Genomic DNA, 25143 nt, shown 5'->3' with positions numbered 1-25143 from the left:
TACAATCGTAAGCCTGCCAATAAATGACGATGCTTGCTGACAGGAGATGCTTCTATGGCCCGGATGTATTATGACGAAGATGCCAATTTAGACCTTTTGGCTGGAAAAACTATTGCTATTATCGGCTATGGTTCCCAAGGTCATGCCCACGCTCTCAATCTCAAAGATAGTGGTTTGAATGTGATTGTGGGACTATATCCGGGTAGTAAATCAGTCGCAAAAGCTGAAGCGGCTGGTTTAACTGTGAAAAATGTTGCAGATGCGGCCAATGCTGCTGACTTCATCATGATTTTGTTACCTGATGAAGTTCAAAAAACGATTTACAAAAACGAGATTGAACCCAATCTAGAAGAAGGAAATGTGTTAGCTTTTGCCCACGGTTTCAATATTCACTTTGGGCAAGTCGTACCACCAGCTAATGTAGATGTGGTAATGGTTGCACCAAAAGGGCCGGGGCATTTGGTACGGCGCACTTATGAAGGTGGTGAAGGCGTACCAGCGTTATTTGCAGTTTATCAAGATGCTAGTGGTCAGGCACGCGATCGCGCCATGTCTTATGCTAAAGGTATCGGTGGTACTCGCGCCGGTGTTCTCGAAACTACTTTCCGCGAAGAAACTGAAACCGATTTGTTTGGCGAACAAGCAGTATTGTGCGGTGGTTTGAGTGCTTTAATCAAAGCCGGATTTGAAACTTTGGTAGAAGCTGGTTATCAACCAGAATTGGCTTATTTTGAATGTCTGCATGAAGTCAAGCTGATTGTTGACTTGGTTGTGGAAGGCGGTTTAGCTAAAATGCGCGACAGCATTTCTAACACTGCTGAATATGGCGATTATACTCGTGGGCCACGGATTGTTACCGAACAAACCAAAGCTGAAATGCAGAAGATTCTCAGCGAAATTCAATCTGGGCAATTTGCACGAGAATTTGTTCTCGAAAACCAATCTGGTAAACCAGGATTTACCGCCATGCGTCGCAAAGAATCTGAACACAAAATTGAGGAAGTTGGTAAAGATTTACGCGCTATGTTTAGCTGGTTGAAAAAGGCTTAAGCAAAAAAATAACATCAGACATCTCCAAAAAAAGAATGTAGAGACATAGCAGTGCTACGTCATATTTAATTTCTGGAGATGTCTAAATATCATTTGCTTTGAGTTTTGAGATAATCTGCAATATACTCTCCGTAAGTATAGCGCAACATTGTAGGAGGATTTAGTATGTTAAATATTAAACCTCTTGCAAAAGTGCTTTTTGCAAGAGGGGGGAAAAGGGTAAAGGTTAAAGGGGAAGGGGATAATACAAAACCTTTTCCCCTTCCCCCTTTCCCTTTTCCCGACTTATGCAAGAAGTCTATTCTGTCCCAGAACCCCTGAATGGCATAGTTTTCATTAATCTTTGATATCTTGAACAATCCGAAAGCCAGCGTGCTGATAAAAATTTGGACGGAACCAGTTGCGGTAATATTTTAAAGCTTCTATACCATTAGTTATCCAACATCCTCCTAACATCATTTGATGTTGATCGTCAAAAAATATCGCCGAATTATCTTCATAAAGAAAATGAGGCTGATATCCTGGAAGAGGGTTTAAGTTATTACTCAACCATTCCCAAACATTCCCACGCAAATCATACAATCCCGAAGAGCTTTTGGCTGTTTCTAACATCCCAACGGGACTAGGAGAGCCAAATTTTAAATTGAGATTATAATTTTCTACATCATCTAATAAACTATTACCATAAGTTGCTAAATGGTATTCTGCTTCACTCATTAAGCGAGTATCTTTCCCTTGCCAACGACAATAAGCCATTGCTTCATAATGATTGACTTCCACAGGCCAATCTAGGGGTAAGTCAATTTCATCAAACATAGCTCGATATTTGTAGCTACCATTTTCATGTAACCAAAATTTAGGGCATTGAATACCGTATCGAGTTTTCCAATTCCAAGATTCTTCATCCCAATAGTCTTGATTTTCGTAACCACCAGCTTTTACAAAATAAATAAAATCGGCATTGGTAATCAGATATTTGCTGGCGAAAAAGGGTGCAACTTCAACAGTGCGATCGCCATAATCAATATCCCATCCATAAGTTGAATCATCTAAAGCTTTACCAAGTTTTACTACCCCGGCAGCAACTTCGATCATTTCATTTTGAGGAGTGTAACCATTAAAAGGAGCATATTGCCAATTTTCAGGACGTTTCACTCTCTCAACTGGCAATTGGCGAATTAACATCGAAGAAGTTTCAATGTGAATGCGTTGGTGTTCCATCCCCATCATTAAAGCCCAAAGGGGATGATTCGGATGAATTGGCAGAGTAATCGGGGTGGTTTTAATTAGTTCATAAATTACAGAATATGCTTTTTTTCGATACTCCCAAGTCTGTGCAACTTCCGGCCATTCCAAATGAGCGATCGCTGCATTCAACTCCTCTGGTTTTTCTGGATCGACTCCAATTTCAAACAAAATTTCATACTCTGGATTGAGGCGTTTTTCCAATAACCCCACCTGGATTAATTTATTGATGTAGAAAACAGCTGAATGTCCCAGATAAAAAATTAGAGGATTTCTCAAAGGGTCGGGGTTGAGATAAAATGTCTCTTCCCCAACTAGACTTTTCAATAACATATCTTCCAGCTGCCAAGCATTCTCAAAGTAATCGAGGAGAAGTTGGTTATTACAACTATCAAGTTTTGGAGATTTAGCAGATTGTAGGCTATTCACGATCTAATTCCTATTAGCGAACAATGAAAAAAATTAGTTATCTATACCGATTTTATTTCTGAATTTACTTGCATAGGTAAAGAACACGGAAGAAAAAAATAAATATGTAATGTACTGATTTTTTAAAAAAACAAATATTAAGCCTATAGGATGTGTTAAACACAATAGGATTGAACGAGGTATCAAATAAGATTCTTAAATATGACAGATTTATTATTCAATAGCAATACTTATTGTTAAATATTAGTTTTTTAAATAGTACTAAAACTTTATCGATTTAGCGTGGTAATTCCCTAACTAGATTTGCATAATTAAATTATCAGCCAATAAATAATTCAGTGGTAATAAACATAACTACATTATTAAATGTAAAAACTTTTGAAACTTTTACCAACGAAAAATTACAACCCTCTTTAGAGGGTTTTATTATTTTTAACTTATTTAAAATTAAGTTAAAAATAATTGTAGGTTGAGTAGCGAAGCCCTCACTACAAACCTTTAATTGTTCACGTTGTCCTACTTAGGTGGGTAAAATAATGACTACAACTTTGCAAAATACATTTCCAATTATCATTGCACACCGAGGTGCTAGCGGCTATCGTCCAGAACATACTTTAGCTGCTTATGAATTAGCGATCGCACTTGGGGCTGATTATATTGAACCTGATTTAGTTTCCACTAAAGATGGTATTTTAATTGCCCGTCACGAAAATGAGATTTCTGAAACTACCAATGTTGCAAGCCATGCAGAATTTTCTCACCTGCAAACCACTAAAATAATTGATGGCGAAACAAAAACTGGTTGGTTTACTGAAGACTTTACCCTAAAAGAACTGAAAACACTACGAGCCAAAGAGCGAATTCCCCAACTGCGATCGCAAAATACTACCTATGATGGACTTTTAGAAATCCCCACGCTGCAAGAAATCATCAATTTAGTCAAGGTTAAAAGTGGCGAAATTAATCGGACGATTGGCATTTACCCAGAAACTAAGCACCCAACTTACTTTCAATCTATTGGGTTAGCCTTAGAAGCACCTCTACTTGCAACTTTAACAGCCAACGGTTATCAGGGAGCTAACGCACCTATTTTTATTCAGTCTTTTGAAGTCGGTAATTTACAAGATTTATCTACAAAGACTGATTTACCTTTAGTACAATTGCTGAATAACAGTGGTAAACCTTATGATTTTGTCGTTAGCGACTGCGTAGGCGTAGCCCGCCGTAGGCATCGCACTTATGCAGATTTAGTCACAGCATCAGGTTTAAAAGAAATTGCTCAATATGCACAAGGAATTGGAATTCATAAAAATTTACTGGTTCCTAGAGACAACAATGGGAAATTGCGATCGCCTACATCTTTAGTAATAGATGCCCATGCGGCTGGTTTGCTGGTTCATGTCTGGACTTTCCGCAATGAAGACTGTTTTTTGCCACTGGATTTTCAAGGAAATCCCCAAGGCGAATATGAACTATTTTTCAGCTTAGGTGTTGATGGCGTATTTAGCGATTATCCAAATACGGCAGCTTGCCACTCTACTCTTCAGTGGTAATTTGGTAGGGTAATACAAAATCACAGAAAAGCAACATGGTTTTACTTAAGTGGAAATCTTGTATAGCAGCAATTACCTTCACCGCAATCAGTCTTGCTGTATCTAAGTCAGCATTGGCGGTATCTTTATACTCAGTCACTGACTTAGGCGCTCTTACAGGAGATGCCAATACTTATGCTTCAGATATTAATGACTCAGGTGACGTAGCCATTAATTCTTTATATGGTTCTAATTCTTTTTTTTACAGTAATGGTTCGCTCAAAACAATTAGTCCGTTGCCTGGTGATAATCAACTTGCAGTGACTGGTATCAATAACTTGGGGCAAGTAGTTGGTAATTCGAGTAATAGTAATAACTTTTCTAGAAATAACCCTTTCCTGTACAGCAATGGCCTCACCCAACCTCTCTCAATTCAAAATGCTATTCCTTATGCAATTAACGATCGCACCCAAGTAGTAGGGGGAGCGATCGGAGGGCCTTTTTTGTACAGTGATGGTGTAGCAACCACCATCGGAACTCCTGGTACTGTTGCTTACGGTTTAAATAACTTGGGACAAGCAGTAGGTATTCTCAATTCAGGAAGAGCTTTTCTGTATGAAAACGGACAAACTACTAACTTGGGAACTTTGCCAGGTGACAGCTACAGTCAAGCAAACGATGTTAATAACTCAGGACAAGTAGTTGGTGGTTCGGGACTCACTGGCGTAAATGATACTCGTGCTTTTCTGTACAGTTCCAGCACGGGACTCCAAGACCTTGGTAGGTTACGTCCTACAGATTTGTTTAGTACTGGTTTGGGGATCAATAATTTAGGTCAAGTAGTCGGGTTTTCTGGTACTAACAATAACTTTTTTGCAGCAGATGGCAACGGTTTGCGGGCTTTTCTTTATAGCGATCAGACTCTGTACGACTTAAATAACCTGATTGCTCCTAGTTCAGAGGGTGACTTTACCTTGACAGCGGCATCTGCCATTAATAATAATGGGCAAATTGTCGGTCGTGGTGCAGTTAATGGTGAATTACACGCCTTCCTATTGACGCCAATCTCATCTGTTTCTATACCTGAACCAACTTCAGGTGTTCCTATTTTGTCGTTCGGCGCTGGTGTAATTTTATTTGCAGCACCTAAGCGCAAACCTCACTCTAAAAGTGCAGCCATACAACAAAGAAGTTAGTGCAATAACTTCAAGCAGACAAAATGATTACTTGGGAATATGGATTTATAAAAATGCTCGTTGAAAATCTATCTTTAAGGATATGTCTCGAAGCGTGGCTTAGAGACACATCTGTACTTTAGGCAAGGGATAACATCACTTAAGTTGTTCTTGATTTTCACAAACTAGTCATCACCTGAGCTAATTGACTAGATAAATCAATTTCAGACTCTTGGGATTTTTTAAATAAAACTCCAGCTAAAAAATAATAATCGCCAGAATAAAATGCCATCTGATTTTTTTGGAGTTTTTCGATGTGCTTCTTTACCTTGGGGTCAGAGCTATAGTAACCAAATTGTAAGGGTAAAACCATGAAGTTTTGAACATAATAACCATTTTGTTTTGCTATGTTCAACGTATTGATTGGATTAGAAAAACTAGATATCAAAACCAAGACATTTTCATAATCTAATGATAAAAGCTCATTCGTAACTGTGGCTCCATCTACACCCCCAAATAAGAGTGGCATATAAATATCATTATCTGGTGCGGGTAAATAGGGCGGATTAGCTACAAGATATTCGGCATCAGGTTGAGAAGAATTAAACAAAGATGAATTATGAATGATGTATTTATTAGTGAGATTGTATTCATCAATGGTTGAATTGGCAACTTTCCATGCAGAAGTATTTAATTCAAATCCCTGGATGACTCCATCAAACTTATTTCTCAATAAAGAATTAATTACAGGGCTGCCATCTCCTGAACCAAACTCCACGATAGACTCAGAATTTTTACAATTTCTAATCACAAAACTTTCTAAGCAATTTGAGTAGAAATTAGATTCTTCAGGACAAAAAAAGATATCTTTCATTTGACTACAATTCAACGTTTAAGGTATAATCAATGTACTAGGAGGTTCTTTGTGACCTTGTATTAAGGCAATAAAAAATTGTTCCTTTAGCAAAGAGTTGCTAAAGAAATATCTTTGTAGGTCAATTAGCAATAAAATGACTTAGAAATGTCAAATTTAAAGGCTAAGAATAACCTGCTATTAATAATTTTTGGGATCGCTCGCATAAGTAAGCGGCTTATTCCGCTTCGCGTATCGATCGCACAACAGCACTAGCGGCGCGATCGCCCATTCGTTTCTCCTGGTCATAGCCAAGCAGCAGTTCCCAGGCATCATTGGGATACCGTTCTGCCAAAGACAAAGCTACATCATCCAACATCCAACGACCGTGGCGTTCATCTTCCTTGATGTGCAGTTCCCAATAACCCATCGCCGCCTCTGATAGTTCCAATCGTTGCGCCGCGGCCAGATAGTTTTTATAAGTTGCAGGGCCAGCCACTTCAAAATATGTCAACGCGCCATTGTAACGTAGGAAATAGCGTTTGCGATCGGTGGTTAGAAAGTTATGATTACCACAAGCTAGGACTTCCCAAGGAACTAAATCGAAGTATCCTTCTGGTTCAGTGTTCATTCCAAACTCAGCCAGCATTTGAGCAAAAAATGTCGAGTGCTTGCGGGCTAAACGACCATTGCCGTACTCTTCTAGTAGTACTCGAACCAGCGTACACTGGATTTCATTAGCAGCACCACCCAATACGTAGCAAAGACGACTACCTTCAACCAAACCATCAAAGGAGCCAATCGCTAGCAAGTGACGATAACCAGCTTCAGTCATTTCCTCACGAATGTAGCGGCTATTCTCCGACAAAGGCGGATTTAAATCGGCAGATGCACGCTCAATTAAAGCTTGTTTGACATCTAATTGTTGCAGTGCAGCCACATCAATTTGTGCTAGTTCCCACCGTTGCCAAGCAGTTTCAATTTTGTGACGACAAGAGTGCAAATATAGCGATCGCTCATTGGAATAATGCTGCAAATCGTCGTACCAAAACAGCTTTAGCCGATTAATTCGATAAAGTATCCGTTGTAGAAAACGGTGAGCCTGCTCATCGGAGCGATCGTTTTTATAAGCAGCGTCAATTGCCATAGAGAGTGACTGTTCAAACTCACTGGCTATTGAAGGATTTGCATCCAGCTGATTATCCAAATCTTCCATTGCTAGCAGTTTTATAAATTGCTCCTCAGCACGGTCGTATTTGGTAATTGTCCTTTCTTTAGTTTGCGTGGTATTTTTCGCAGCCTCAGTCTTAGGAAATATAACTAAATTGCTTTGCATGGAATCTTCGATACTTTGGAAAAGTGAGAAATTACTTTCACCTCTTATATCTAGGTTTCCACACCAGTAGCTTTCTGTACCTCTTTCCCTGGTTATAAAGAAAAATTAAGTTTTAAACGAATGGGGCATTGGGCGAAATAGTTCCGTTAGCGGAAGCGGGGCGTTTAGCCCGTTCCGAGTTCTAAGTTCCGAGTAAATAAGTGAGATTCACAACTCAGCACTCAGCACTCCTGAAAGGCATTGGCCATTGGGCATGGAGAAGAGACAAGGTAGACAAGGAAGAGGGGGAAGACAAGGAAGAGATTTGTTCAATAATTCCCCCTTGTCCCTTGTCCCCTTGTCCCCTTGTCCCCTTGTCCCCTTGTCCCCTTGTCCCCTTGTCCCCTTGTCCCCTTGTCCCCTTGTCTCCCCTGCCCCTCTGCCCCTCTGCCCCCACTCCCTACGGCACTCCCTTCTGTTGCTCGATCGCCTTACTAGGCGGAATCTGCTCAAGAGGAATCAGTGCTTCGATCACCGACTTCACAATTGGCGCGGCGACAGTAGAACCATAGGCACTTTCTCCTTTTGGCTCATCCACCAGTGCAAACACTACATAGCGAGGAGATTCTACGGGTAAAATAGCCACGAAACTGGTCATTCTCGCACCCTTGATGTATCCGCCATTGGGACTAGCTTTTTGGGCTGTACCAGTTTTACCAGCAATGCGATATCCCGGAATTTGTGCCGGCTTACCGCTGCCTTGAGTAACAACAGTTTCCATCATTTCCACAACCTTTTGCGTTGTTGCGGTTGAGAAAATTTGCCGGGGGATGGTGTGAGTGGGCGAATCATGCATCTGCCCTTTGCTATCAATCAACCCGCGAACTACATGGGGTGTAACTAACTTACCGCCATTAGCTAAAGCACCATGCATTTGCACTAGCTGTAACGGTGTCATGGAAAAGCCTTGTCCAAAGGAAGTAGTAGCTGCTTCAATTGGCGAAGCGATAAATTCTTCTTGACTTTTGAGCCGTCCCCCGACTTCAAAAGGTAAATCTGTATCAACTTTTTGTCCTAGTCCTAAACGTTCTAACCAGTTGTAATAGATTGAAGGCTTTAAACGTTGGATAATTTGCACCATGCCAATATTGCTAGAATATTGCAAAATCTGAGCGATGCTGATTCGCCCATTACCATTATTCATTGCATTTTTGATGGTGTAATTAGCGACTCGAATCGAACCGGAGTCATTAAACATATCATCTGGTTTGATGATGCCATTTTCCAGAGCGATCGCCACATTCAAAGGCTTAAAAGTCGATCCCGGTTCATAAAGATCCGCTACTGTCCAGTTTTTAAATAATGAAATATCAGATTTAGCATATTCATTAGGATTATAAGTAGGCTGAGAAACGAGGGCGAGTAAGGAACCATCCAATGCATCCATGACAATTACCGCTCCACGTTTGGCGGCAAACTTCTCCATCTGTTGTTTGAGCGCAATCCGAGCAATTCGTTGCAGACGGCTATCGATAGTCAGTTGTAATCGCAAATCGTCAAAATGCAAAAAACCTTCGGGCGCGCGATCCGGCATCAATACCCCATTTCCCGACCGACTGAGCCGCACCGTTTGCACAGGACGTTCTAGTAACTTCTCTTGAGAATATTCCACACCAGCTTGACCGCGGCGGTCAATGTTCACGTAGCCCACCACATCAGCAACCAAATCGTCTGGCGGATAATATCGGGAGTATTTTTGAGCCCACTCCAAGCCATTTAAGCGCAAAGAAATGACGCGATCGATAATTTCTTCTGGTAAGGCTGGCGCAAGTATAATTCCGCTTCTTTTGCTTTGAAAAGTTTTCACCAATTCAGCAGTATCTTTTGCCAAAATTGGGGCAAGTCGCTCTGCCATTTCTTCATTAGACTTATCAAACAGCTTGGGGTGAGCGTACAAAGTATATACAGGACGGTCAATAGCCAACAGATCGCTATTGCGATCTACCACTGGGCGACGGGGCATAAAAGGTCGCACATCCACCATTTGCTGGTTGCGTGCATACTCAGTTAACTTTGGCCCCTTGACAATTTGTAGATTATACAAGTTAATAGCCAACCCCAACCCCGATGTCATTAATACGCCCCAAACGATGAACAGTCGGGACTTAGTGTTGGATGTTTGGTCTTGCATACTAGAGGCTAATTTTCCCAAAAGCCCTCGTTTATAACCCTTTTGTTGGCTTGTGAATGCTGGATTCCGAAACTTTCTGAATTTTGTTCTGCTTGGTGACTTCTGCATTGGGTTCGTCCTTTGTCCTCTCTTACAAAGTTCTGAGCGGAGGTTTCTGCGATCGGACTTTGCGTGTCTGTTACCTTTTGTGATTAACCAGAAGTCTCAGTCCTAATGACTAATGACAAATGACTCTTAAAGATTAGTATCCCAGTGGCGAGAGTGTTTGCGGTTGGGCTTCAGAATTTGGCGTTTTGTTCGGCGATGCTGATTTAGGACTCTGAGATGCTGGAGGCAAGAAAATCATTCCTTCAGGAGTTGGCGATACCAGTCCTGCTGTTGGTTGTTCTGCTTCATTAGCCATTTTATTTTTCAGCGTCGCGTTGGTTGTCGTTAGCAGCCGTTCATGACGTTGGAGGTTTTGTAATCTGCGATATGACTGACCCCAAAGCTCTTGAGAATAGACTGTCCAACCATAAACAGCAAGTGTCGATGCTACTAACAAGAACGCCACAACTGAAGAATAACGATGAAAAGTATACAAACGCAGCAACCACAAAGGTGCAGCTCCAGAATTAGGCATTGTGGGAAGCCCAAGAAAACCTTCCTCTGGACTCTTTTGGTTCGCATTCAACTGTTCGTTGAGATTTGGTAATTGTTGTCTACCCAACTCTTTCACCGATTTAGCTATAACTGCCTTATTTGTGGGAGAAACCGCTAAATTTTTCGAGGAACGCTGTTGTCTTGGAGACGATACTGGTGTAGAAGTGCCCCCGGCTCCTGACTCCATAGGCGCAGAGCGCCGCCTTCCTAAAGAAAGGATAGAATCTCGCCGGAACCAATTACCCCTCGTAGAAACAGTAGATTTACGAGCAACTACCATAAATTTTTAAATTTTTTTAGATGGAAAATACTGCACTTTTAGATTGATTGTCTGTTTTGCTAAGGTTTAAATCACCTTCTGTGCAACCAGCACACATAACAGACTATACCCTTTTAACTTTTCTGATAGGTAGCTGTATCAATGTTTGCATCCCCTAGATATGCAATGTTTGCAATCAGTGATTAGAAACTGGACAGCTTACCTTTTAGATATCGCACCTAAAGTATGGCAACGTCAGGTAGCCAGATGCAATACTCTGTGAAAAAAATAAAATTTTTTGCTATCATAGCTCCGTTTGCTAAATAAGTTGGTATTTTTCGTTTTGCTCTTGAGTTAAGAGAAACTAATCAGGATACGTAATTCCAAAAACAATACCCCAAAGGATTGTTTTTTTTAAGTATGTAACCTCGCAGAATTTAAAAAAAGCAATAAATACGGTATCGTATTCAACAGGCGAAAAATTGTTCTAGCCACAATTGGTGAAAGAGGAGTTATGAAAACAAAAATCTTTGGTTTTGCTCTAATGTTAAGTCTGGCTGCAATTCTTGGGGCCTGTGAAGGTGGTGGTGGTGATGGTGCTGGTACTGCTACTCCAGCTGCTACAGGTGAACCAACTGATGCACCTGCTGTTAAGACTACTCCTGCCACTACCCCCGCAGCGACTCCCGCAGCGACTCCCGCAGCGACTCCCGCAGCGACTACTCCTGCTAAACCTAAATAAGGCATCTTAAACTTTAGTTTAAATAGCGCCCAGAACTACTTAGTGAGAGCATTCCTCACTACATAGCTCGAAATATCGCTCGAATTAATTGGATTGACGAAAAAGCCTCATTTTTATGCTGGTTTATCAGAGCCGAGAGTTTGCTCAAATATCAACTAAGTAGGGCAGGAAGTAGAGGACACTGGTAAAGAGGGTTATGTCCTCTACCAAGTGTCCTTCTAAAAGTCCCGCCCGCTCAAACCTTGTTCTCAGTCCAAGGGAGTTGAGTTAATCTAAGCTATCTTGTAGGCAAATACTTCTCTCATTTGGCATTTTAAATCACTTAATACTACTGAGTTGTGAGAGGTAAAATAATTTATCGCGATCGCTGGCAATTTCTCAAGAGCATTCCTGTAGTCTATTCCGTATCAGGAAAGACTCGGTAATCTCCCTTGATGTTGCCAGATTTTTATTGGGAAAATTTAGGTATGGGAAAAACAGATTTTCATCCTGCGTTGTGAGGGTAGTTCAGGAGATGAGGAGAGTTAAAACGAGAAAATCTATAAAATTACTGAGCTTAATTGTAATTACTGTAACTTCAATTGTTTTAAGTAACTATTGGAGATCGGCAGCAATAGCATTACCGCCACCAGAAGATACACCAGAAGAAATATTACGGACAAAGATTATAATAGAAGCGCGATCGCCTATCGATGGAAAATCCCTAACAGCTGCCGAGTATATCCAATTGCAAGCCCAACTGCAAGAAGTCCCGCCACCAAAACTAGACCCCAAAATTCGAGAACAGATTTTCTTGCTTCGCTTACGTAAAACATTATTGCAGTTTTTCCCATTTTTAAATTTTTGATAAATTCGTCATTTGTCATTCATCCTCTGCCCAATACTCCTCAATAGTGCCCAGTTATGTTAGTGGATAGCTAGGGTTTAGCCCGTGCTGAGTTCTGAGTAAAAAAGTAAGATTCCCTACTCAGCACTCGGAACCCGGAACTGTTTTGTCCTATGCCCAACGCCTCATGCTCAATACCCCATTCTGATGTAGGATAACGGTGGCGACAAAATTGCAAATAAATGTAAAGAATATATATAGATATTAAAAAAGTAGATTTAGTCAATCACGTTATTTCACTTAGGTAGCTTCATGTCCATGACCACGATCGCCCCTGAACAGGTTAATAGCATCGTTTGGAATCAGCATAACGATCCCTTTGAAATACTAGGCTCTCATCCCATAGAGCAAGACGGCAAAACTGTCTGGGCTGTGCGGGCCTACCTACCAAATGCAAGTGCAGCATGGGTCGTTCTTCCTGAACAACGCAAAGAATATCCAATGCAAACGGTGCATCATCCTCACTTTTTTGAATGCACCATTGAAACTGCCGAACTGGCAAACTATCAGTTACGGATTAAAGAAGGAGAACATGAGCGTGTCATCTATGACCCTTACGCTTTCCGTTCTCCCCGCTTGACAGATTTTGACTTGCATTTGTTTAGTGAAGGCAACCATCACCGGATATATGAAAAACTGGGAGCGCACCCTACGGAAATAGATGGCGTTAAAGGTGTTTATTTTGCTGTTTGGGCACCTAACGCTCGTAATGTTTCATTGTTGGGAGATTTTAATCTCTGGGATGGACGTAAAAACCAGATGCGTAAAGGCCCCACCGGAGTTTGGGAATTGTTTATTCCGGAAATTGGGGTAGGGGAGTCTTACAAATATGAAATCAAAAATTTTGAAGGGCACATTTACGAAAAATCCGATCCCTACGGTTTCCAGCAAGAAGTTCGCCCGAAAACGGCATCCATTGTCGCTGATTTAGATGCTTATAGTTGGAGTGATGAAAACTGGATGGAAAAGCGGCGTCGTACTGACCCGCTAACTCAGCCAGTCTCAGTCTACGAAGTACATTTAGGCTCTTGGTTACACGCTTCGAGTGCAGAACCAGCTAAACTTCCCAATGGTGAAACTGAACCAGTAGTTGTCGTTTCTGGATTAAAGCCGGGCGCACGTTTTCTTACCTACCGGGAACTGGCAGACCGACTCATTCCTTATGTCAAAGAATTAGGATACACCCACATAGAAATTCTACCCATTGCGGAACATCCCTTTGATGGTTCTTGGGGTTATCAAGTAACTGGGTACTATGCCCCTACCTCCCGTTTTGGCAGACCCGAAGATTTTATGTATTTTGTTGACAAATGTCACCAAAATGAGATAGGGATAATCGTAGACTGGGTTCCCGGTCACTTCCCCAAAGATGGACATGGTTTAGCTTTCTTTGATGGCAGCCACTTATACGAACACGCTGACCCCCGCAAAGGCGAACATAAAGAATGGGGTACTTTGGTGTTCAACTACGGTCGCCATGAAGTTAGTAATTTTCTTGCAGCAAATGCTCTCTTCTGGTTTGATAAATACCACATTGACGGGATTCGTGTCGATGCTGTTGCCTCAATGCTCTATAACGACTATTGCCGCGAGCCAGGAGAATGGCTGCCCAATCAGTACGGCGGCAGAGAAAACCTAGAAGCAGCAGATTTTTTGCGTCAGGTAAATCACATTATCTTTAGCTATTTCCCTGGTATTCTCTCAATTGCGGAAGAATCTACTTCTTGGCCAATGGTATCTTGGCCCACCTACACAGGCGGACTAGGCTTTAACTTGAAGTGGAATATGGGCTGGATGCACGATATGCTGGATTACTTCAGCATGGACCCGTGGTTCCGCCAGTTCCACCAAAATAACATCACCTTTAGTATGTGGTACAACCACAGCGAGAATTTCATGCTGGCTCTGTCCCACGATGAAGTGGTGCATGGCAAGAGCAATATCATCGGCAAAATGCCGGGGGATACATGGCAGAAGTTAGCTAATGTGCGTTGTTTATTTAGCTATATGTTTGCTCACCCAGGCAAGAAAACCATGTTTATGAGCATGGAATTTGGGCAGTGGAGTGAGTGGAATGATTGGGCTGATTTGGAGTGGCATTTATTACAGCATGAAGCCCACCAACAGCTAAAAACGTTTTTCCGGGAATTGAACCATCTCTACCGTTCTGAGCCAGTTTTATACACCCAGGATTTTGCTGAACCTGGGTTTGAGTGGATTGACTGTAGCGACAACCGCCATAGTGTAGTTTCCTTCATTCGTCGTGACAAGGATTCTGATGATTTTGCGATCGTTGTTTGCAATTTTACACCGCAACCCCATTCTCACTATCGCATCGGTGTACCGCAAAAGGGATTTTATACCGAGTTATTCAATAGCGATGCGCGTCAGTATGGCGGCAGTAATATGGGCAACTTAGGTGGTAAATGGACGGATGATTGGTCTTTGCACAGTCGTCCTTATTCTCTGGATTTGTGTTTACCACCTTTGGGTGTGTTGATTCTCAAGTTGGATAAGAAGAAGACTGCTGAGATGATGGGATAACAATTTTGGGTGGGGGATGCCCCATCCAACAGATAATTTTGCCTATTCACAGCTACTCAACCCAGCTCTCAATAGACTCTGGTGAAATTAAATATGCGTTATTACCTTTGTAGAGCCGTAGCATTGCTACGTCTCTACATTCTTTTATATAGCGATTTATTGACATGATGAACCAATTGCTAATCAATATGAGTGAGATACTCGATGATTTGGAGAATGTTTTATATCATCGCTGTCAATCTTTATTCCAGCATTTCTATCTGCGCCTCAAAAAACAATGAATGGTTAATAATTCAATAGTGTTAACGGCATGAAATGCGATCGCGTATCTCATCGTAGACATCACTTTGTTTTCTGCTACTCTCCTTTTCGATAAAATAACTGAGGAGATCGGTAAGGAACAGGTTCAGAATCATGGCTCAAGCTAGTATTGGAATTATTGGTGGTAGCGGTCTTTACAAAATGGATGCCCTCAAAGATGTTGAAGAGGTGCAAGTAGAAACTCCTTTTGGTTCACCATCTGATGCTTTGATTCTGGGGACTTTGGATGGTACACGAGTAGCCTTTTTGGCGCGTCATGGTCGGAATCACACGCTTTTACCCTCTGAGTTACCGTTTCGCGCTAATATCTATGCAATGAAGCAATTGGGTGTGAAGTATTTAATTTCAGCTAGTGCTGTGGGTTCCTTGAAAGCAGAGGCGAAACCACTAGATATGGTGGTGCCAGATCAGTTTATTGACAGAACGAAAAATCGAATTTCCACATTTTTCGGTGAGGGAATTGTTGCTCACATTGCCTTTGGCGATCCGATTTGTAAGAATTTAGCTACTGTGTTGGCAGATGCGATCGCATCTCTCAATTTACCAGAAGTTACTCTCCATCGCGGCGGCACTTATGTGTGCATGGAAGGGCCAGCTTTTTCTACTAAAGCAGAATCGAATCTTTACCGCAGTTGGGGTGCAACAATAATTGGCATGACCAATTTACCAGAGGCGAAGTTGGCAAGGGAGGCGGAAATTGCATACTCAACTTTAGCGCTGGTGACAGATTACGATTGTTGGCATCCAGACCATGACAGTGTGACGGTAGAAATGGTAATTGGCAATTTGCTGCGGAATGCTGTGAATGCTCAAAAGGTGATTCAAGAAACTGTGCGCCGCTTGAGTGAAAATCCGCCAACCAGTGAGGCGCATTCGGCGTTACAGTATGCGATTTTGACTCAGTTGGATAAAGCACCAGCAGCGACGAAGGAAAAGTTAGGATTGTTGTTGCAGAAGTATTTGTAGTATTGGTAATGAATGAGCGATGTTTATGGCGAGCTACGCTTAGGCAGTTTCTTGGTAGGAAGATGTGAGAACAAGTACCGCATAGCGTCAATGGAACTCTTGCAAAAGTGCTTTTTGCATTCTTGGGGAAAAGGGTAAAGGTTAAAGGGGAAGGGTACAATACAGAACTTTTCCCCTTCCCCCTGCCCCTTATCCCCAGAGGGGGCCCCACCTTCCCCTTTTCCCGACAAATGCCAAGAAGTCTAATGATTGGAGAGCGTCGCAGCACTTACAGTATGCATTTATCGGAGGCGTTCGCGATTGCGAACGCCTTTCATGGTTTTCATTCAGAACTGCGAATTGCGAGTGGGGATTTTGGTAAATTCGGGTAATTTACGTTTTTATCAGTTTTTCCTGAATGAATGTCCTGTTTTGCCTCTCGACTAGCTGTAGATGTGATTAGAAACGGATTATTAGGGAGAATTCTTTGAGCATCGAAAACGACGGTCGCGGCAGTGGCAGGTAATGTTATGGCTTTTGTATTAGTTATAGATAGCGTCGGCGCAGCCCAACCTAGTCATCGCTATAGACTGGTGAAGCTCCGATATTAAGCTGGTGTTATGTTGAATGGGGCAAGAGTGATAAAAAAGGGTTAATGTCTCTTACCTGCTCCCAGATATAGCTCACCCACTTTCGGGTCATTCAACAATTCTTCACCAGGGCCGGAGATCGCATCACGTCCCGATTCTAATACATACCCACGATTAGCCATCTCTAAAGCTTTACGGGCATTTTGTTCTACTAATACGATCGCAGTACCTGCCTGATTAATTTGTTTAATCTGCTCGAACACTTGTGTCACCAAAATCGGCGACAAAGCAGCAGATGGTTCATCTAAAATCAGCAAACCAGGTTCCAACATCAAAGCTTTGCCCATCGCTAGCATCTGGCGTTCTCCTCCAGAGAGAGTACCAGCACGTTGACGACGGCGATCGCTTAATCTCGGAAACATAGTAAATATTTTATCTTTAATTGGTTTCAGGGGAACGTTAAGCACAAAAGCGCCCATCTCCAAGTTCTCTTCAACACTGAGGGAGGGGAAAACATTGGCGATTTGCGGTACGTAGCACATTCCTCGTTGGACAATTTGATTGGACTTTAGCCCCACGATATTTTCACCTTTGAAGGTAATTGTGCCTGTGTGGGGGATCAAAAGCCCAAAAATTGCTTTTGCCAAAGTAGATTTACCTGCACCGTTGGGGCCAATCACTGTCACCAATTCCCCTGGTGCAACCTGAAAATTCACACCTTGCAGGATATCTACATCTTTGATGTATCCAGCGTGAACATTTTGAACTTCTAGTAAATAGTCATTTGTCATTGGTCATTTGTCATTGGTCATTGGTCAACAGTCAAGTCAAACATAACTATTGACTATTGACTGTTGACTATGGACTATTACGGAGTTTTTTGCAACTCTGGTCGTTCTTCTGCAAGAATCGCCCCTTCTACAGGGCAAACTTGGAGACATATACCACAGTCGATGCAAGTGGCAAAGTCAATCCAGTACCAATCAGTTCCCTTGCTGTTTTTGCCTGGGCCATCATGAATACAAGCTACTGGACAGGCATCTACGCAGTCTGCAACGCCTTCACAGACTTCTGTAACAATTGTATGCGGCATGTTCTCGATTCCCTCTTTTCTGTATCGGCTATTTCTAGACTAGCAGGGGAGGGGAGAGCAGGGGGGCAGAGGGGCAGGGGAGACAAGGGGACAAGGGGACAAGGGGGAATTATTGAACAAGTCTCTTCCTTGTCTTCCCCCTCTTCCTTGTCTACCTTGTCTCTTCTCCATGCCCAATGCCCAATTCCTAAGTCATTTAACGCAATGGTTCTATTTTTGGTGAGCCATCAGCTTTGATCCAAGCAATTTGGGCTATGCCGCGATCGCTTGCATATTGGCGAATCGCCTCTGGATCTCTTCCACCCAAGTCAATTTCTACTCGCACCAAATCAGTAGAATCTCTGAGTTTTTGCGCGTAGACAAAGGCGGCGGCGTTAGCGCTAGCTGTCTCTGGTGCTACCAACCAGTCACTCGCTGGAGTTTCTTGTGGTAATTGCTGAGTAGACAACAGAACTTGGTATAAATCTTCGATACTTAGTCCAAAACCAATTCCGGGAATGTTTTCTCCCTGAGGATGATATAGCCCTAAAAGCTGGTCATAGCGACCACCGCGCCCTAAAACTCTGGCTTGGGATTCGGTATCGTTGACAACTTCAAAGACAATACCAGTGTAGTAATCTATGGTTTGGATTAAGCTGAGGTCGAGGATTAACGGAAATTTTTTCTCTGATTCTAGTAATTCTACTAGGGATTTGAGGTTATTCACTGCCTCTCGCTGTTCTGCATCTAGATCCAGACTACTAACTTTTTGCAACACGTCTGCACTTGGCCCGCGCAAATCCATGATGGTTTGGGCGCGATCGCGGAGTTTGTCACTTAGGGGTAAATTATCTATGGTGATGCGGTCAAGATGAGCGATCGCACTGCGAACTCGATCTTGTAAATTAGCAGGAAAGGCACTCAGGAGCGATCGAGTAATTCCCGCCTCACCTAAAATTAAATGCCATTCCTGCAAACCCAATGCTGCTAAACAATCTGCTACTAATAGCAGTACTTCGGCATTTGCCAGCAATCCGCCAGTACCTAACAACTCTACCCCAGCTTGATAAAACTCTTGCTGGCGATTATGCCTACTTTCCCAAGTGCGACGAAACACATTGGCATTGTAATACAACCGTTGTGGATAAGTGACACCAGCCATCCGAGTGACAACAGTACGAGCAATAGATGCTGTTAATTCTGGACGTAGCCCTAATTCTTCATCTTCGCCATTTTGTTGTAGTTGAATCACCATCTGACGCTGGATAGCTTCTCCTGCCATCAGGGTATCCATACGCTCTAAAGTTGAGGTGATAATCCGGTGATATCCCCAACGGTGAAACACCTGCTGTAACCGATCTTCAATCCAGCGTTTTTTCTCCACATCCAAGGGCAATAAATCCCTGGCTCCCGCTGCTGGTTGATACACCATTATTTTTTCTTCCCACCAAACAAACCACCGAACAAACCACTACCAGATTTCTCTGGTTGCTTATCTCCATTATTGGGGGATGAAGTCACCTTATGATCGCTAGGTTGTTGTCCTAAAGCCTTATCTATTTTAGGTTTCCATTGTAGAGCCGTTTCGTCACTAGGATCTAATTTTAGAGCGTTGTCAAAGTGGATTTTGGCCATTTTTAGCTGATTTTGCTTCAAATACACCATTGCAATTAAGCTATGACAGCGACTGTTTTTTGGTTCTAGCTTCAGGGCCTCTTGCAACTCTACTTTGGCTGGGGCAAATTGGTTTTTGTCAATCAAAGATTGAGCGCGACGAATATACTGTTCTACAATCAAGTCTTCTTTTGGTGGCGGTGGTGCTGCTGCTGGTGTATTTTTTGGTGTATTTGGCTGAGGCGTACCTGATTGGGCTTTGGGTTGAGCAGATGGCGGCGCTGCGGATGATTTACCTGCACTCCGCATTAAATACACTAAATTCAACTCACTAGCTTGGGCAATGACTTGCAGTGCTTGTTCTAGAGAATCATATTGGGTTTGGGCTAGTTTCGCGATCGCAGTTTTATAAAAATGATCGATATTAGCTGCCTCAACTAACTGTTTAGCCAAGTCGGTGTTTAGAGTTACCGAAGTAGATTCTTGTACCAGACGCTTGCCAATTTGCGACAAAATTAGAATATATTCAGTGCGAGTGCGATCGCCTGAGAGTTTTTCGTAAGCCGGGTTAACCAGCTTTGATAACAATTCGTTACCGAGATGTTTTTGAGCAGCAGTTTCAGTAAGACTACTGTCTGGGTGCAAACGGCGGGCGACTTGGAGATAGCGTTTGCGAATCTCTTTAACATCGGCATCAACTGGAACGCACAGCACTGCGTGATGATCTATGAAATCATATTTAAATAGTCCACGATCTATTTTGAAAGACATATAGAGTTTTTGCACCAAGGGAGCAGTTAGATTGCTTTTAGTGTACCCAAAGTCGTAGAGAAAGCCCCCATTTGTTACACCCAAGCTGACAGTGGTGGAACCCGTAAAAGTTCGTTACTGAGGGAGCCGTGAATATAACTATTTGTGGCAAGAATTCTACCTGACTCAATTTTGAAGGCAGTGCCATCGTAGGCGGTGATTTTGCCCCCAGCTTCTTGTACCAAAATTATCCCAGCGGCAATATCCCAAGGAGAAAGTCCCCGCTCCCAGTAACCATCGACACGTCCACAGGCAACATAAGCCAAGTCTAGCGATGCCGAACCGCTACGTCTAACTCCTTGGGTAAGATGGGTGAGATGACAAAATTCGGCGTAGTTGTTATCAGAGGTTTCGCGGCGATCGTAGGCAAATCCTGTTACTAGTAGGCTTTTACCCAGTTCAGATGTTACTGAAACCTTGATGGGCTGACGGTTACGCGTTGCCCCTAAGCCAGTAGCAGCACGGAATAGCTCATTATGGAAGGGGTCATAAATTACACCAACTTGGGGAACGCCATTAATTAACAGCCCGATGGAAACAGCAAAAAATGGGTATTGATGAGCGTAGTTGGTTGTGCCATCGAGAGGATCTATTGCCCAGAGGTACTCATTCTGTTGATTACCTAATTTCCCTGATTCTTCAGCGAGGATCGAGTGCTGGGGAAAGTGGCAACGCAAAATTTCTAAAATCAACTCTTCTGAAGCTTTATCAGCAGCCGTGACTAAATCACCAGGGCGTCCTTTTTCAATAATTGCGTCTTCTAACTTACCCAAGTAACCTTGCAAAATAGCACCAGCAGCCAAGGCCGCTTCTGTAGCAATATCTAGAAAAATTTGTAGATTTGTCATTTGTCATTGGTCATTTGTCATTGGTTATTAATTCTTCTACTTCACTTCCTCACTCCACTACTCCCCCACTCTCTCACTCAGCACTCAGCATTCAGCACTCAGCACTAATTAAAGATTTTGGCGGCGAAACTCGGCGGGAGTGAGGCGCATGGGCTTTTCTGGGTTCCAAATTCCTTGCCCCATGAGTCTAGCCCATTGTTGGGCACGTTCTAAACGCAGGTCATATTTGTGGTTAGGCGATCGCGCCACAAACATTGCATTCCCTTGTTTGACTAATTCTTCATTCAACAACACCTTATTTTTCCATACATAAGCTAGAGTTCGCCCAATTTTGTCTTTTGCTTCTAAATCAAACTCCAGCGTTACCGATTGTTCTACACCACCAATTAGATTCTCTAACTGTTCTTTTGCTGCTTCCCCCCAAGGGCGCTGTCGCAAATCTGGTGCATCAACACCAACTAACCGCACTTGGGAAATCAAATTTGGTTGTTCAGCCATGCCTAACACTTCCAAGCTTTGCCCACTAACTACCCGCGCTACTTTCACCTGGGCTTCATTGTTCGGCAGCTGGTTTTTACCTTGACAACTCACCAAGAGCAATAAGCAAGCCAAAATCGCTATTTTTCGCACCCAGTCACCAAGGCTCACAACCATCAAAAATTCTCCTATGGTGGCTGCATATACCGAGCAGAACCTCTTTCCCCCTGCCCCCTGCCTCACCTCGACTGCGCTCGGCGACCACCTGCCCCCTGCCTTATTCAATTGTTCATTCCTCATCTAAGGGTAAACCCGCTTTAACTCTCCCCTTAGCAAAATAGCGTCCAAACTGGAGTTCGTAGACTTCATCTTCGTCTTGCGTCTCCACCTCCAAGTCAGAACGGGGGTAACTCACACACAACAAGGCATAACCTTGCTTACGTAAATCTGGCGACAAGCCGATCGCCTCTGGTTGGTAAATTTCTCCTGATAACACTCTCACAGCACAAGCGGTGCAAGCTCCGTTGCGACAGGAAAACGGTAGTTCCACCCCTTGTTTTTCGCCGGTGTGCAAGATGTAGCGGTCTTCTGGCACTTGTAGGGTGTGTGTTTTGCCAGTGGCGCGATCGCGAACTTTAATTGTGTATGTACGGGACATCTGGATTTGTGTTTTAGAATTAGGACTTTCAGATTCAATCTAAAATATCTTTCTTTATCTTTGCATTTTCTGGGATTTTATAGTATGATCGGAACTTGTGACACCTGGAGAGGTGGCCGAGTGGTTTAAGGCGCAGACCTGGAAAGTCTGTTTAGGGAAACTTAACGGGGGTTCGAATCCCCCCCTCTCCGTTCTCAAAGCTTAGTCTAAATATATAGTTTGAATATAGCCAAATATATTTAAGACTAAAAAAATTAAATATGATTTTCAAAAATCTTTGCAACATCAATGAATCATCTGTAGAGGCATACAGATGTACGCCCCTAATAAGTATTTCGTGAAATGGTATAACACCAAGGATATGAAATGTTAAGGCACTTCAATGGGAATCAAAGCATTTTCTGGCAAATAGTTGGAAAAACGCCCTTCATCTGCAAGCACCAAAATCAGACGCAGAGGATAATCTGGCGGAACTTGCAAGTCTGCCCACGGTACTGCCAACTCTAAACAACTATTTAAAGCTACTTGAGCGCGACTGAAACGGGGATGCCATTGATAATTGTCTCCAGCTTCTCGAAATTGAATCGATTGCGTCAGCAAGTTAACTTCCAGAAGATGGTGGAAATGGTAATTAAGTGGGGCTGCATCTGGTACATCTGCCAAGGGAATTGGGCTGTTAACCATTGTTTTTTCTGGATAGAACCACAGCAAGTTCAACTCTGCTGGCAAATCTTGCCCTGGTGCAGCGCCACTTTTAAAATCCAGTCGCAAATAGAAATTTAAGTGATCGACCCCATACCAAAGTCGCTGGATGACGCTGCTATTGTGCATTGTCCCCCGCGCCCCGCCGATTTCTATACGTCCAGCTTTATCCCAATCTTGCTCATCACCCTTACCATCAATGACGGGATGAATAAATCCTTGTGGGGTGTGGCTTTTCTGTGCTTCGTGGATTTCTACTGGTTGCTTGAGATAGGGCGGTGCAGGTTCATTTAATGCTTTGTAAATGCCAAACAGATGTTCTCGAAACAATCGGTCAAAGATGGCATCCTGATTTGAGGAGTGTCCTGCACCAAACCACCAAAACCAGTCGGAACCCTCTGCGGCATACAATGCTTCCCATGCTTCGGGGTTGTTTTCTTCCGTCGCTTCGGGATGACTTGCAAGCATTTTCCTTGCTTCTGTCAAATAATCCCAAGCACGATTTTTGGCGGGATCGCCGATCCAAGTGGTGAAGCTGCCATCTACCCAAGAACCACTATGTAGTTGCCCTCCGGGGATAGTGGCTGTGGCTGGAAATTCTTCGAGAAATTCGGAGACAGTGACAAGTTTGAGGTGAGGTTCATCGCTCAAACTTTGATATAAAGCTTCTAAGAAAGGTTTGCCATCTTGGGGATAAAATTCCCAGCAATTTTCCCCATCTAAGGCAATGGTAACTAGCCAAGGTTGTTCGCTATGACTATCTCTTTGCATTTTAGCGATCGCTTGCAAATGTCCCACCAAATCTGCTGCTGCCTTTTTTGCAGGCATTGCACTATAAGTAAAACCAATCAAATCTGATAATCTGTGGTCGCGAAACACAATTGACAAGTCACCCTCGGCGGTTTGCAGGCGATAGGGTCGATACAACAATTCTGGTTGCTCCACATTTCCCGCCCCATCCCGATGAAAAAAGTGTTTCAGCGTCCATCCTAAGACGGCTTCATCTGAGCATATCCACTTAAACCCTTGGTTAATAATGTCTGGAAGTATCTGTGGACTAACTGACTGTTCCGAAGGCCACAAACCACGAGGTATCTGTCCAAAGCGGTCTTTATAAAAGTCCCAAGCTTTCCGCAAGTGGCGGGGAATATCTTCTGCCCACTGAAAACGCTGTTTAGGTAGTGTCATATTGGGCACAGCTACCCGACCAGAGTTAGTATCAGCTAGCAAGGGTAAAATCGGATGGGTGTAAGGCGTGGTGGTAACTTCTAGCTGTCCCGCCTCCTGCATTTTCCGATGTTGGGGGATAATCCGGCTGAGGATTTCTCGCTGTTTGGAATAAATGCGCTGGCGATCGCTTAAAGTAAAATTCCGTCCCTGTTTTAACCAAGCAGCAATTTCCGGGTCATCCCAAAACAGAGGATCGATCCAAGCCAAATTATGCCAAGCTAGCAAATCACCATAATCTGGCAATTCCCAATTTGCTAAACACCAAGCTTGTCCTTTTTCCTGCCTTTGCTGGTACAACTCGGCATAGCGGGGATGAGGATCGATCAGAGTATGGTGATTGGCATCAAAGAAGTGTTGGATTATAAATTCACGCTGTTGCTGGGTGAGTTGCTCATCCGGTGTCAAGCTGGCTGTGAGGTAAGGGTCAAAAGCAGTGCCAGCAATATAATCTTCGAGTTGCAATATCAGCGATGGAACTAAATTCACCGTTTGGTGTAATTTAGGATATCGCTCTAAGAGCAATACTAAATCCAAATAATCTTTAGTTCCATGCAAGCGTACCCAAGGGAGACGGTACTGCTGACTGGGAGATAGCGAAACGCCGCTGCCAGGAGATTTGTACAGCGGCTGATGTTGATGCCAGACAAAAGCGATGTAGAGAGGATGGGACATAGAAATAGTTAGGAGTTAAGAATGAGGAGTTAGGAGTTAATTGAAAACTCATAACTCCTAACTCCTAACTCCTAACTTTTACACCACTTGCTCAATTTCTGCAATTTCGGGAATCATTTCCTTAAGGCGGCGCTCAATACCCATTCTCAGGGTCATTGCAGAACTGGGACAAGAACCACAAGCACCTTGCAGCCGCAGTTTTACAACGGGGCCATCGAGTTCTACGAGTTCCACGTTGCCGCCATCAGACATAAGATAAGGGCGCATTTCATCTAAGACTGTTTCAACGTTGTCAATTGTAAGTTCCATAGTTTAGACCTGCTAAGTTAGGGATGGGCATG

General features: G+C 43.0%; 21 protein-coding genes and 1 tRNA gene. 8 read left to right on the top strand and 14 right to left on the bottom strand.

The window, feature by feature from the left end:
- Positions 1-54 precede the first annotated feature (54 nt).
- Complete coding sequence (gene ilvC / locus V7K45_RS05760; protein WP_322697670.1) at positions 55-1050, top strand: ketol-acid reductoisomerase; 996 nt, start codon at positions 55-57, stop codon at positions 1048-1050.
- A 336-nt stretch (positions 1051-1386) separates the two neighbouring features.
- Here ilvC and ovoA read toward each other — a convergent pair whose 3' ends face one another.
- The gene (ovoA, locus tag V7K45_RS05755) at positions 1387-2724 is read right to left on the bottom strand and encodes a 5-histidylcysteine sulfoxide synthase (RefSeq protein WP_335001259.1); all 1338 of its coding nucleotides are present in this window, start codon (positions 2722-2724) and stop codon (positions 1387-1389) included.
- Positions 2725-3260: 536 nt separating this feature from the next.
- Here ovoA and V7K45_RS05750 point away from each other — a divergent pair.
- The gene (locus V7K45_RS05750; protein ID WP_335001257.1) at positions 3261-4277 is read left to right on the top strand and encodes a glycerophosphodiester phosphodiesterase; all 1017 of its coding nucleotides are present in this window, start codon (positions 3261-3263) and stop codon (positions 4275-4277) included.
- 35 nt (positions 4278-4312) lie between these two features.
- Positions 4313-5452, top strand: coding sequence for a hypothetical protein (locus V7K45_RS05745; protein WP_335001255.1), 1140 nt, complete (start codon positions 4313-4315; stop codon positions 5450-5452).
- 157 nt (positions 5453-5609) lie between these two features.
- Here the strand turns inward: V7K45_RS05745 and V7K45_RS05740 are convergent, their stop codons facing one another.
- From V7K45_RS05740 to V7K45_RS05725, 4 genes are all read right to left on the bottom strand, one after another.
- A complete protein-coding gene (locus tag V7K45_RS05740; protein ID WP_335001253.1) occupies positions 5610-6305 on the bottom strand; it encodes an SAM-dependent methyltransferase in 696 nt (231 codons plus the stop codon).
- Between the two features lie 217 nt (positions 6306-6522).
- Positions 6523-7620 carry an iron-containing redox enzyme family protein gene (locus V7K45_RS05735; RefSeq protein WP_335001251.1) on the bottom strand — a complete coding sequence of 366 codons (1098 nt, stop codon included), beginning with the start codon at positions 7618-7620 and terminating at the stop codon, positions 6523-6525.
- A gap of 439 nt (positions 7621-8059) precedes the next feature.
- A complete protein-coding gene (locus V7K45_RS05730) occupies positions 8060-9898 on the bottom strand; it encodes a peptidoglycan D,D-transpeptidase FtsI family protein (RefSeq protein ID WP_335001248.1) in 1839 nt (612 codons plus the stop codon).
- A 133-nt stretch (positions 9899-10031) separates the two neighbouring features.
- Positions 10032-10712, bottom strand: a complete 681-nt coding sequence (locus V7K45_RS05725) for a hypothetical protein (RefSeq protein ID WP_335001246.1) — start codon at positions 10710-10712, stop codon at positions 10032-10034.
- A 493-nt stretch (positions 10713-11205) separates the two neighbouring features.
- Between V7K45_RS05725 and V7K45_RS05720 the strand changes: the two genes are divergently transcribed.
- From V7K45_RS05720 to V7K45_RS05705, 4 genes are all read left to right on the top strand, one after another.
- Positions 11206-11433 carry a hypothetical protein gene (locus V7K45_RS05720; protein ID WP_335001244.1) on the top strand — a complete coding sequence of 76 codons (228 nt, stop codon included), beginning with the start codon at positions 11206-11208 and terminating at the stop codon, positions 11431-11433.
- A 514-nt stretch (positions 11434-11947) separates the two neighbouring features.
- On the top strand, positions 11948-12280 hold the full coding sequence (locus tag V7K45_RS05715) for a hypothetical protein (protein WP_335001242.1): 333 nt from the start codon (positions 11948-11950) through the stop codon (positions 12278-12280).
- Between the two features lie 291 nt (positions 12281-12571).
- The gene (gene glgB / locus V7K45_RS05710) at positions 12572-14863 is read left to right on the top strand and encodes a 1,4-alpha-glucan branching enzyme (RefSeq protein WP_335001240.1); all 2292 of its coding nucleotides are present in this window, start codon (positions 12572-12574) and stop codon (positions 14861-14863) included.
- A gap of 414 nt (positions 14864-15277) precedes the next feature.
- Positions 15278-16150: an S-methyl-5'-thioadenosine phosphorylase gene (locus V7K45_RS05705; protein ID WP_335001238.1), complete on the top strand. Its 873-nt coding sequence runs from the start codon at positions 15278-15280 to the stop codon at positions 16148-16150.
- 631 nt (positions 16151-16781) lie between these two features.
- Here the strand turns inward: V7K45_RS05705 and V7K45_RS05700 are convergent.
- From V7K45_RS05700 to V7K45_RS05670, 7 genes are all read right to left on the bottom strand, one after another.
- Entirely contained in the window at positions 16782-17510 is a 729-nt protein-coding gene (locus tag V7K45_RS05700; protein WP_099102504.1) for an ABC transporter ATP-binding protein, read from the bottom strand.
- 77 nt (positions 17511-17587) lie between these two features.
- The gene (locus V7K45_RS05695) at positions 17588-17812 is read right to left on the bottom strand and encodes an indolepyruvate ferredoxin oxidoreductase subunit alpha (protein ID WP_335001236.1); all 225 of its coding nucleotides are present in this window, start codon (positions 17810-17812) and stop codon (positions 17588-17590) included.
- Positions 17813-18008: 196 nt separating this feature from the next.
- Positions 18009-19223, bottom strand: a complete 1215-nt coding sequence (locus V7K45_RS05690) for an ATP phosphoribosyltransferase regulatory subunit (RefSeq protein ID WP_335001234.1) — start codon at positions 19221-19223, stop codon at positions 18009-18011.
- Positions 19223-20176: a J domain-containing protein gene (locus V7K45_RS05685; protein WP_335001232.1), complete on the bottom strand. Its 954-nt coding sequence runs from the start codon at positions 20174-20176 to the stop codon at positions 19223-19225. Before V7K45_RS05685 ends, V7K45_RS05690 begins: the two co-directional genes overlap by 1 nt.
- A gap of 74 nt (positions 20177-20250) precedes the next feature.
- Entirely contained in the window at positions 20251-21063 is an 813-nt protein-coding gene (locus tag V7K45_RS05680) for an inositol monophosphatase family protein (RefSeq protein ID WP_335001229.1), read from the bottom strand.
- 108 nt (positions 21064-21171) lie between these two features.
- Positions 21172-21717 (bottom strand): thermonuclease family protein, encoded by a 546-nt coding sequence (locus V7K45_RS05675; protein ID WP_335001227.1) that lies wholly within the window; start codon positions 21715-21717, stop codon positions 21172-21174.
- A gap of 112 nt (positions 21718-21829) precedes the next feature.
- Positions 21830-22198, bottom strand: a complete 369-nt coding sequence (locus tag V7K45_RS05670) for a 2Fe-2S iron-sulfur cluster-binding protein (RefSeq protein ID WP_194041586.1) — start codon at positions 22196-22198, stop codon at positions 21830-21832.
- A gap of 106 nt (positions 22199-22304) precedes the next feature.
- On the opposite strand from V7K45_RS05670, the gene V7K45_RS05665 reads away from it, so the two are divergent.
- Positions 22305-22389: transfer RNA gene (locus V7K45_RS05665), tRNA-Ser, on the top strand.
- 178 nt (positions 22390-22567) lie between these two features.
- On the opposite strand, the gene V7K45_RS05660 is transcribed toward V7K45_RS05665, so the two are convergent.
- Complete coding sequence (locus V7K45_RS05660; RefSeq protein ID WP_335001224.1) at positions 22568-24802, bottom strand: glycoside hydrolase; 2235 nt, start codon at positions 24800-24802, stop codon at positions 22568-22570.
- Positions 24803-24880: 78 nt separating this feature from the next.
- On the bottom strand, positions 24881-25111 hold the full coding sequence (locus V7K45_RS05655) for a NifU family protein (RefSeq protein WP_012408256.1): 231 nt from the start codon (positions 25109-25111) through the stop codon (positions 24881-24883).
- Between the last annotated feature and the right edge of the window lie 32 nt (positions 25112-25143).

The sequence above is a fragment of the Nostoc sp. genome (assembly GCF_036917375.1).
Taxonomy (GTDB): Bacteria; Cyanobacteriota; Cyanobacteriia; order Cyanobacteriales; family Nostocaceae; genus Nostoc.
This window is presented reverse-complemented; position numbering and strand designations above follow the sequence as displayed.

What these genes read in the sequence shown, in the direction of transcription:
- V7K45_RS05685 (WP_335001232.1), bottom strand. Translation starts at nt 20,176, where the DNA reads ATGTCTTTCAAAATAGATCGTGGACTATTTAAATATGATTTCATAGAT.
- V7K45_RS05695 (WP_335001236.1), bottom strand. Translation starts at nt 17,812, where the DNA reads ATGCCGCATACAATTGTTACAGAAGTCTGTGAAGGCGTTGCAGACTGC.
- V7K45_RS05720 (WP_335001244.1), top strand. Translation starts at nt 11,206, where the DNA reads ATGAAAACAAAAATCTTTGGTTTTGCTCTAATGTTAAGTCTGGCTGCA.
- V7K45_RS05660 (WP_335001224.1), bottom strand. Translation starts at nt 24,802, where the DNA reads ATGTCCCATCCTCTCTACATCGCTTTTGTCTGGCATCAACATCAGCCG.
- V7K45_RS05725 (WP_335001246.1), bottom strand. Translation starts at nt 10,712, where the DNA reads ATGGTAGTTGCTCGTAAATCTACTGTTTCTACGAGGGGTAATTGGTTC.
- glgB (WP_335001240.1), top strand. Translation starts at nt 12,572, where the DNA reads ATGTCCATGACCACGATCGCCCCTGAACAGGTTAATAGCATCGTTTGG.
- V7K45_RS05680 (WP_335001229.1), bottom strand. Translation starts at nt 21,063, where the DNA reads ATGACAAATCTACAAATTTTTCTAGATATTGCTACAGAAGCGGCCTTG.
- V7K45_RS05715 (WP_335001242.1), top strand. Translation starts at nt 11,948, where the DNA reads ATGAGGAGAGTTAAAACGAGAAAATCTATAAAATTACTGAGCTTAATT.
- V7K45_RS05655 (WP_012408256.1), bottom strand. Translation starts at nt 25,111, where the DNA reads ATGGAACTTACAATTGACAACGTTGAAACAGTCTTAGATGAAATGCGC.
- V7K45_RS05740 (WP_335001253.1), bottom strand. Translation starts at nt 6,305, where the DNA reads ATGAAAGATATCTTTTTTTGTCCTGAAGAATCTAATTTCTACTCAAAT.
- V7K45_RS05700 (WP_099102504.1), bottom strand. Translation starts at nt 17,510, where the DNA reads ATGACAAATGACTATTTACTAGAAGTTCAAAATGTTCACGCTGGATAC.
- ilvC (WP_322697670.1), top strand. Translation starts at nt 55, where the DNA reads ATGGCCCGGATGTATTATGACGAAGATGCCAATTTAGACCTTTTGGCT.
- V7K45_RS05705 (WP_335001238.1), top strand. Translation starts at nt 15,278, where the DNA reads ATGGCTCAAGCTAGTATTGGAATTATTGGTGGTAGCGGTCTTTACAAA.
- V7K45_RS05730 (WP_335001248.1), bottom strand. Translation starts at nt 9,898, where the DNA reads ATGCAGAAGTCACCAAGCAGAACAAAATTCAGAAAGTTTCGGAATCCA.
- V7K45_RS05750 (WP_335001257.1), top strand. Translation starts at nt 3,261, where the DNA reads ATGACTACAACTTTGCAAAATACATTTCCAATTATCATTGCACACCGA.
- V7K45_RS05675 (WP_335001227.1), bottom strand. Translation starts at nt 21,717, where the DNA reads ATGGTTGTGAGCCTTGGTGACTGGGTGCGAAAAATAGCGATTTTGGCT.
- V7K45_RS05735 (WP_335001251.1), bottom strand. Translation starts at nt 7,620, where the DNA reads ATGCAAAGCAATTTAGTTATATTTCCTAAGACTGAGGCTGCGAAAAAT.
- V7K45_RS05745 (WP_335001255.1), top strand. Translation starts at nt 4,313, where the DNA reads ATGGTTTTACTTAAGTGGAAATCTTGTATAGCAGCAATTACCTTCACC.
- V7K45_RS05690 (WP_335001234.1), bottom strand. Translation starts at nt 19,223, where the DNA reads ATGGTGTATCAACCAGCAGCGGGAGCCAGGGATTTATTGCCCTTGGAT.
- V7K45_RS05670 (WP_194041586.1), bottom strand. Translation starts at nt 22,198, where the DNA reads ATGTCCCGTACATACACAATTAAAGTTCGCGATCGCGCCACTGGCAAA.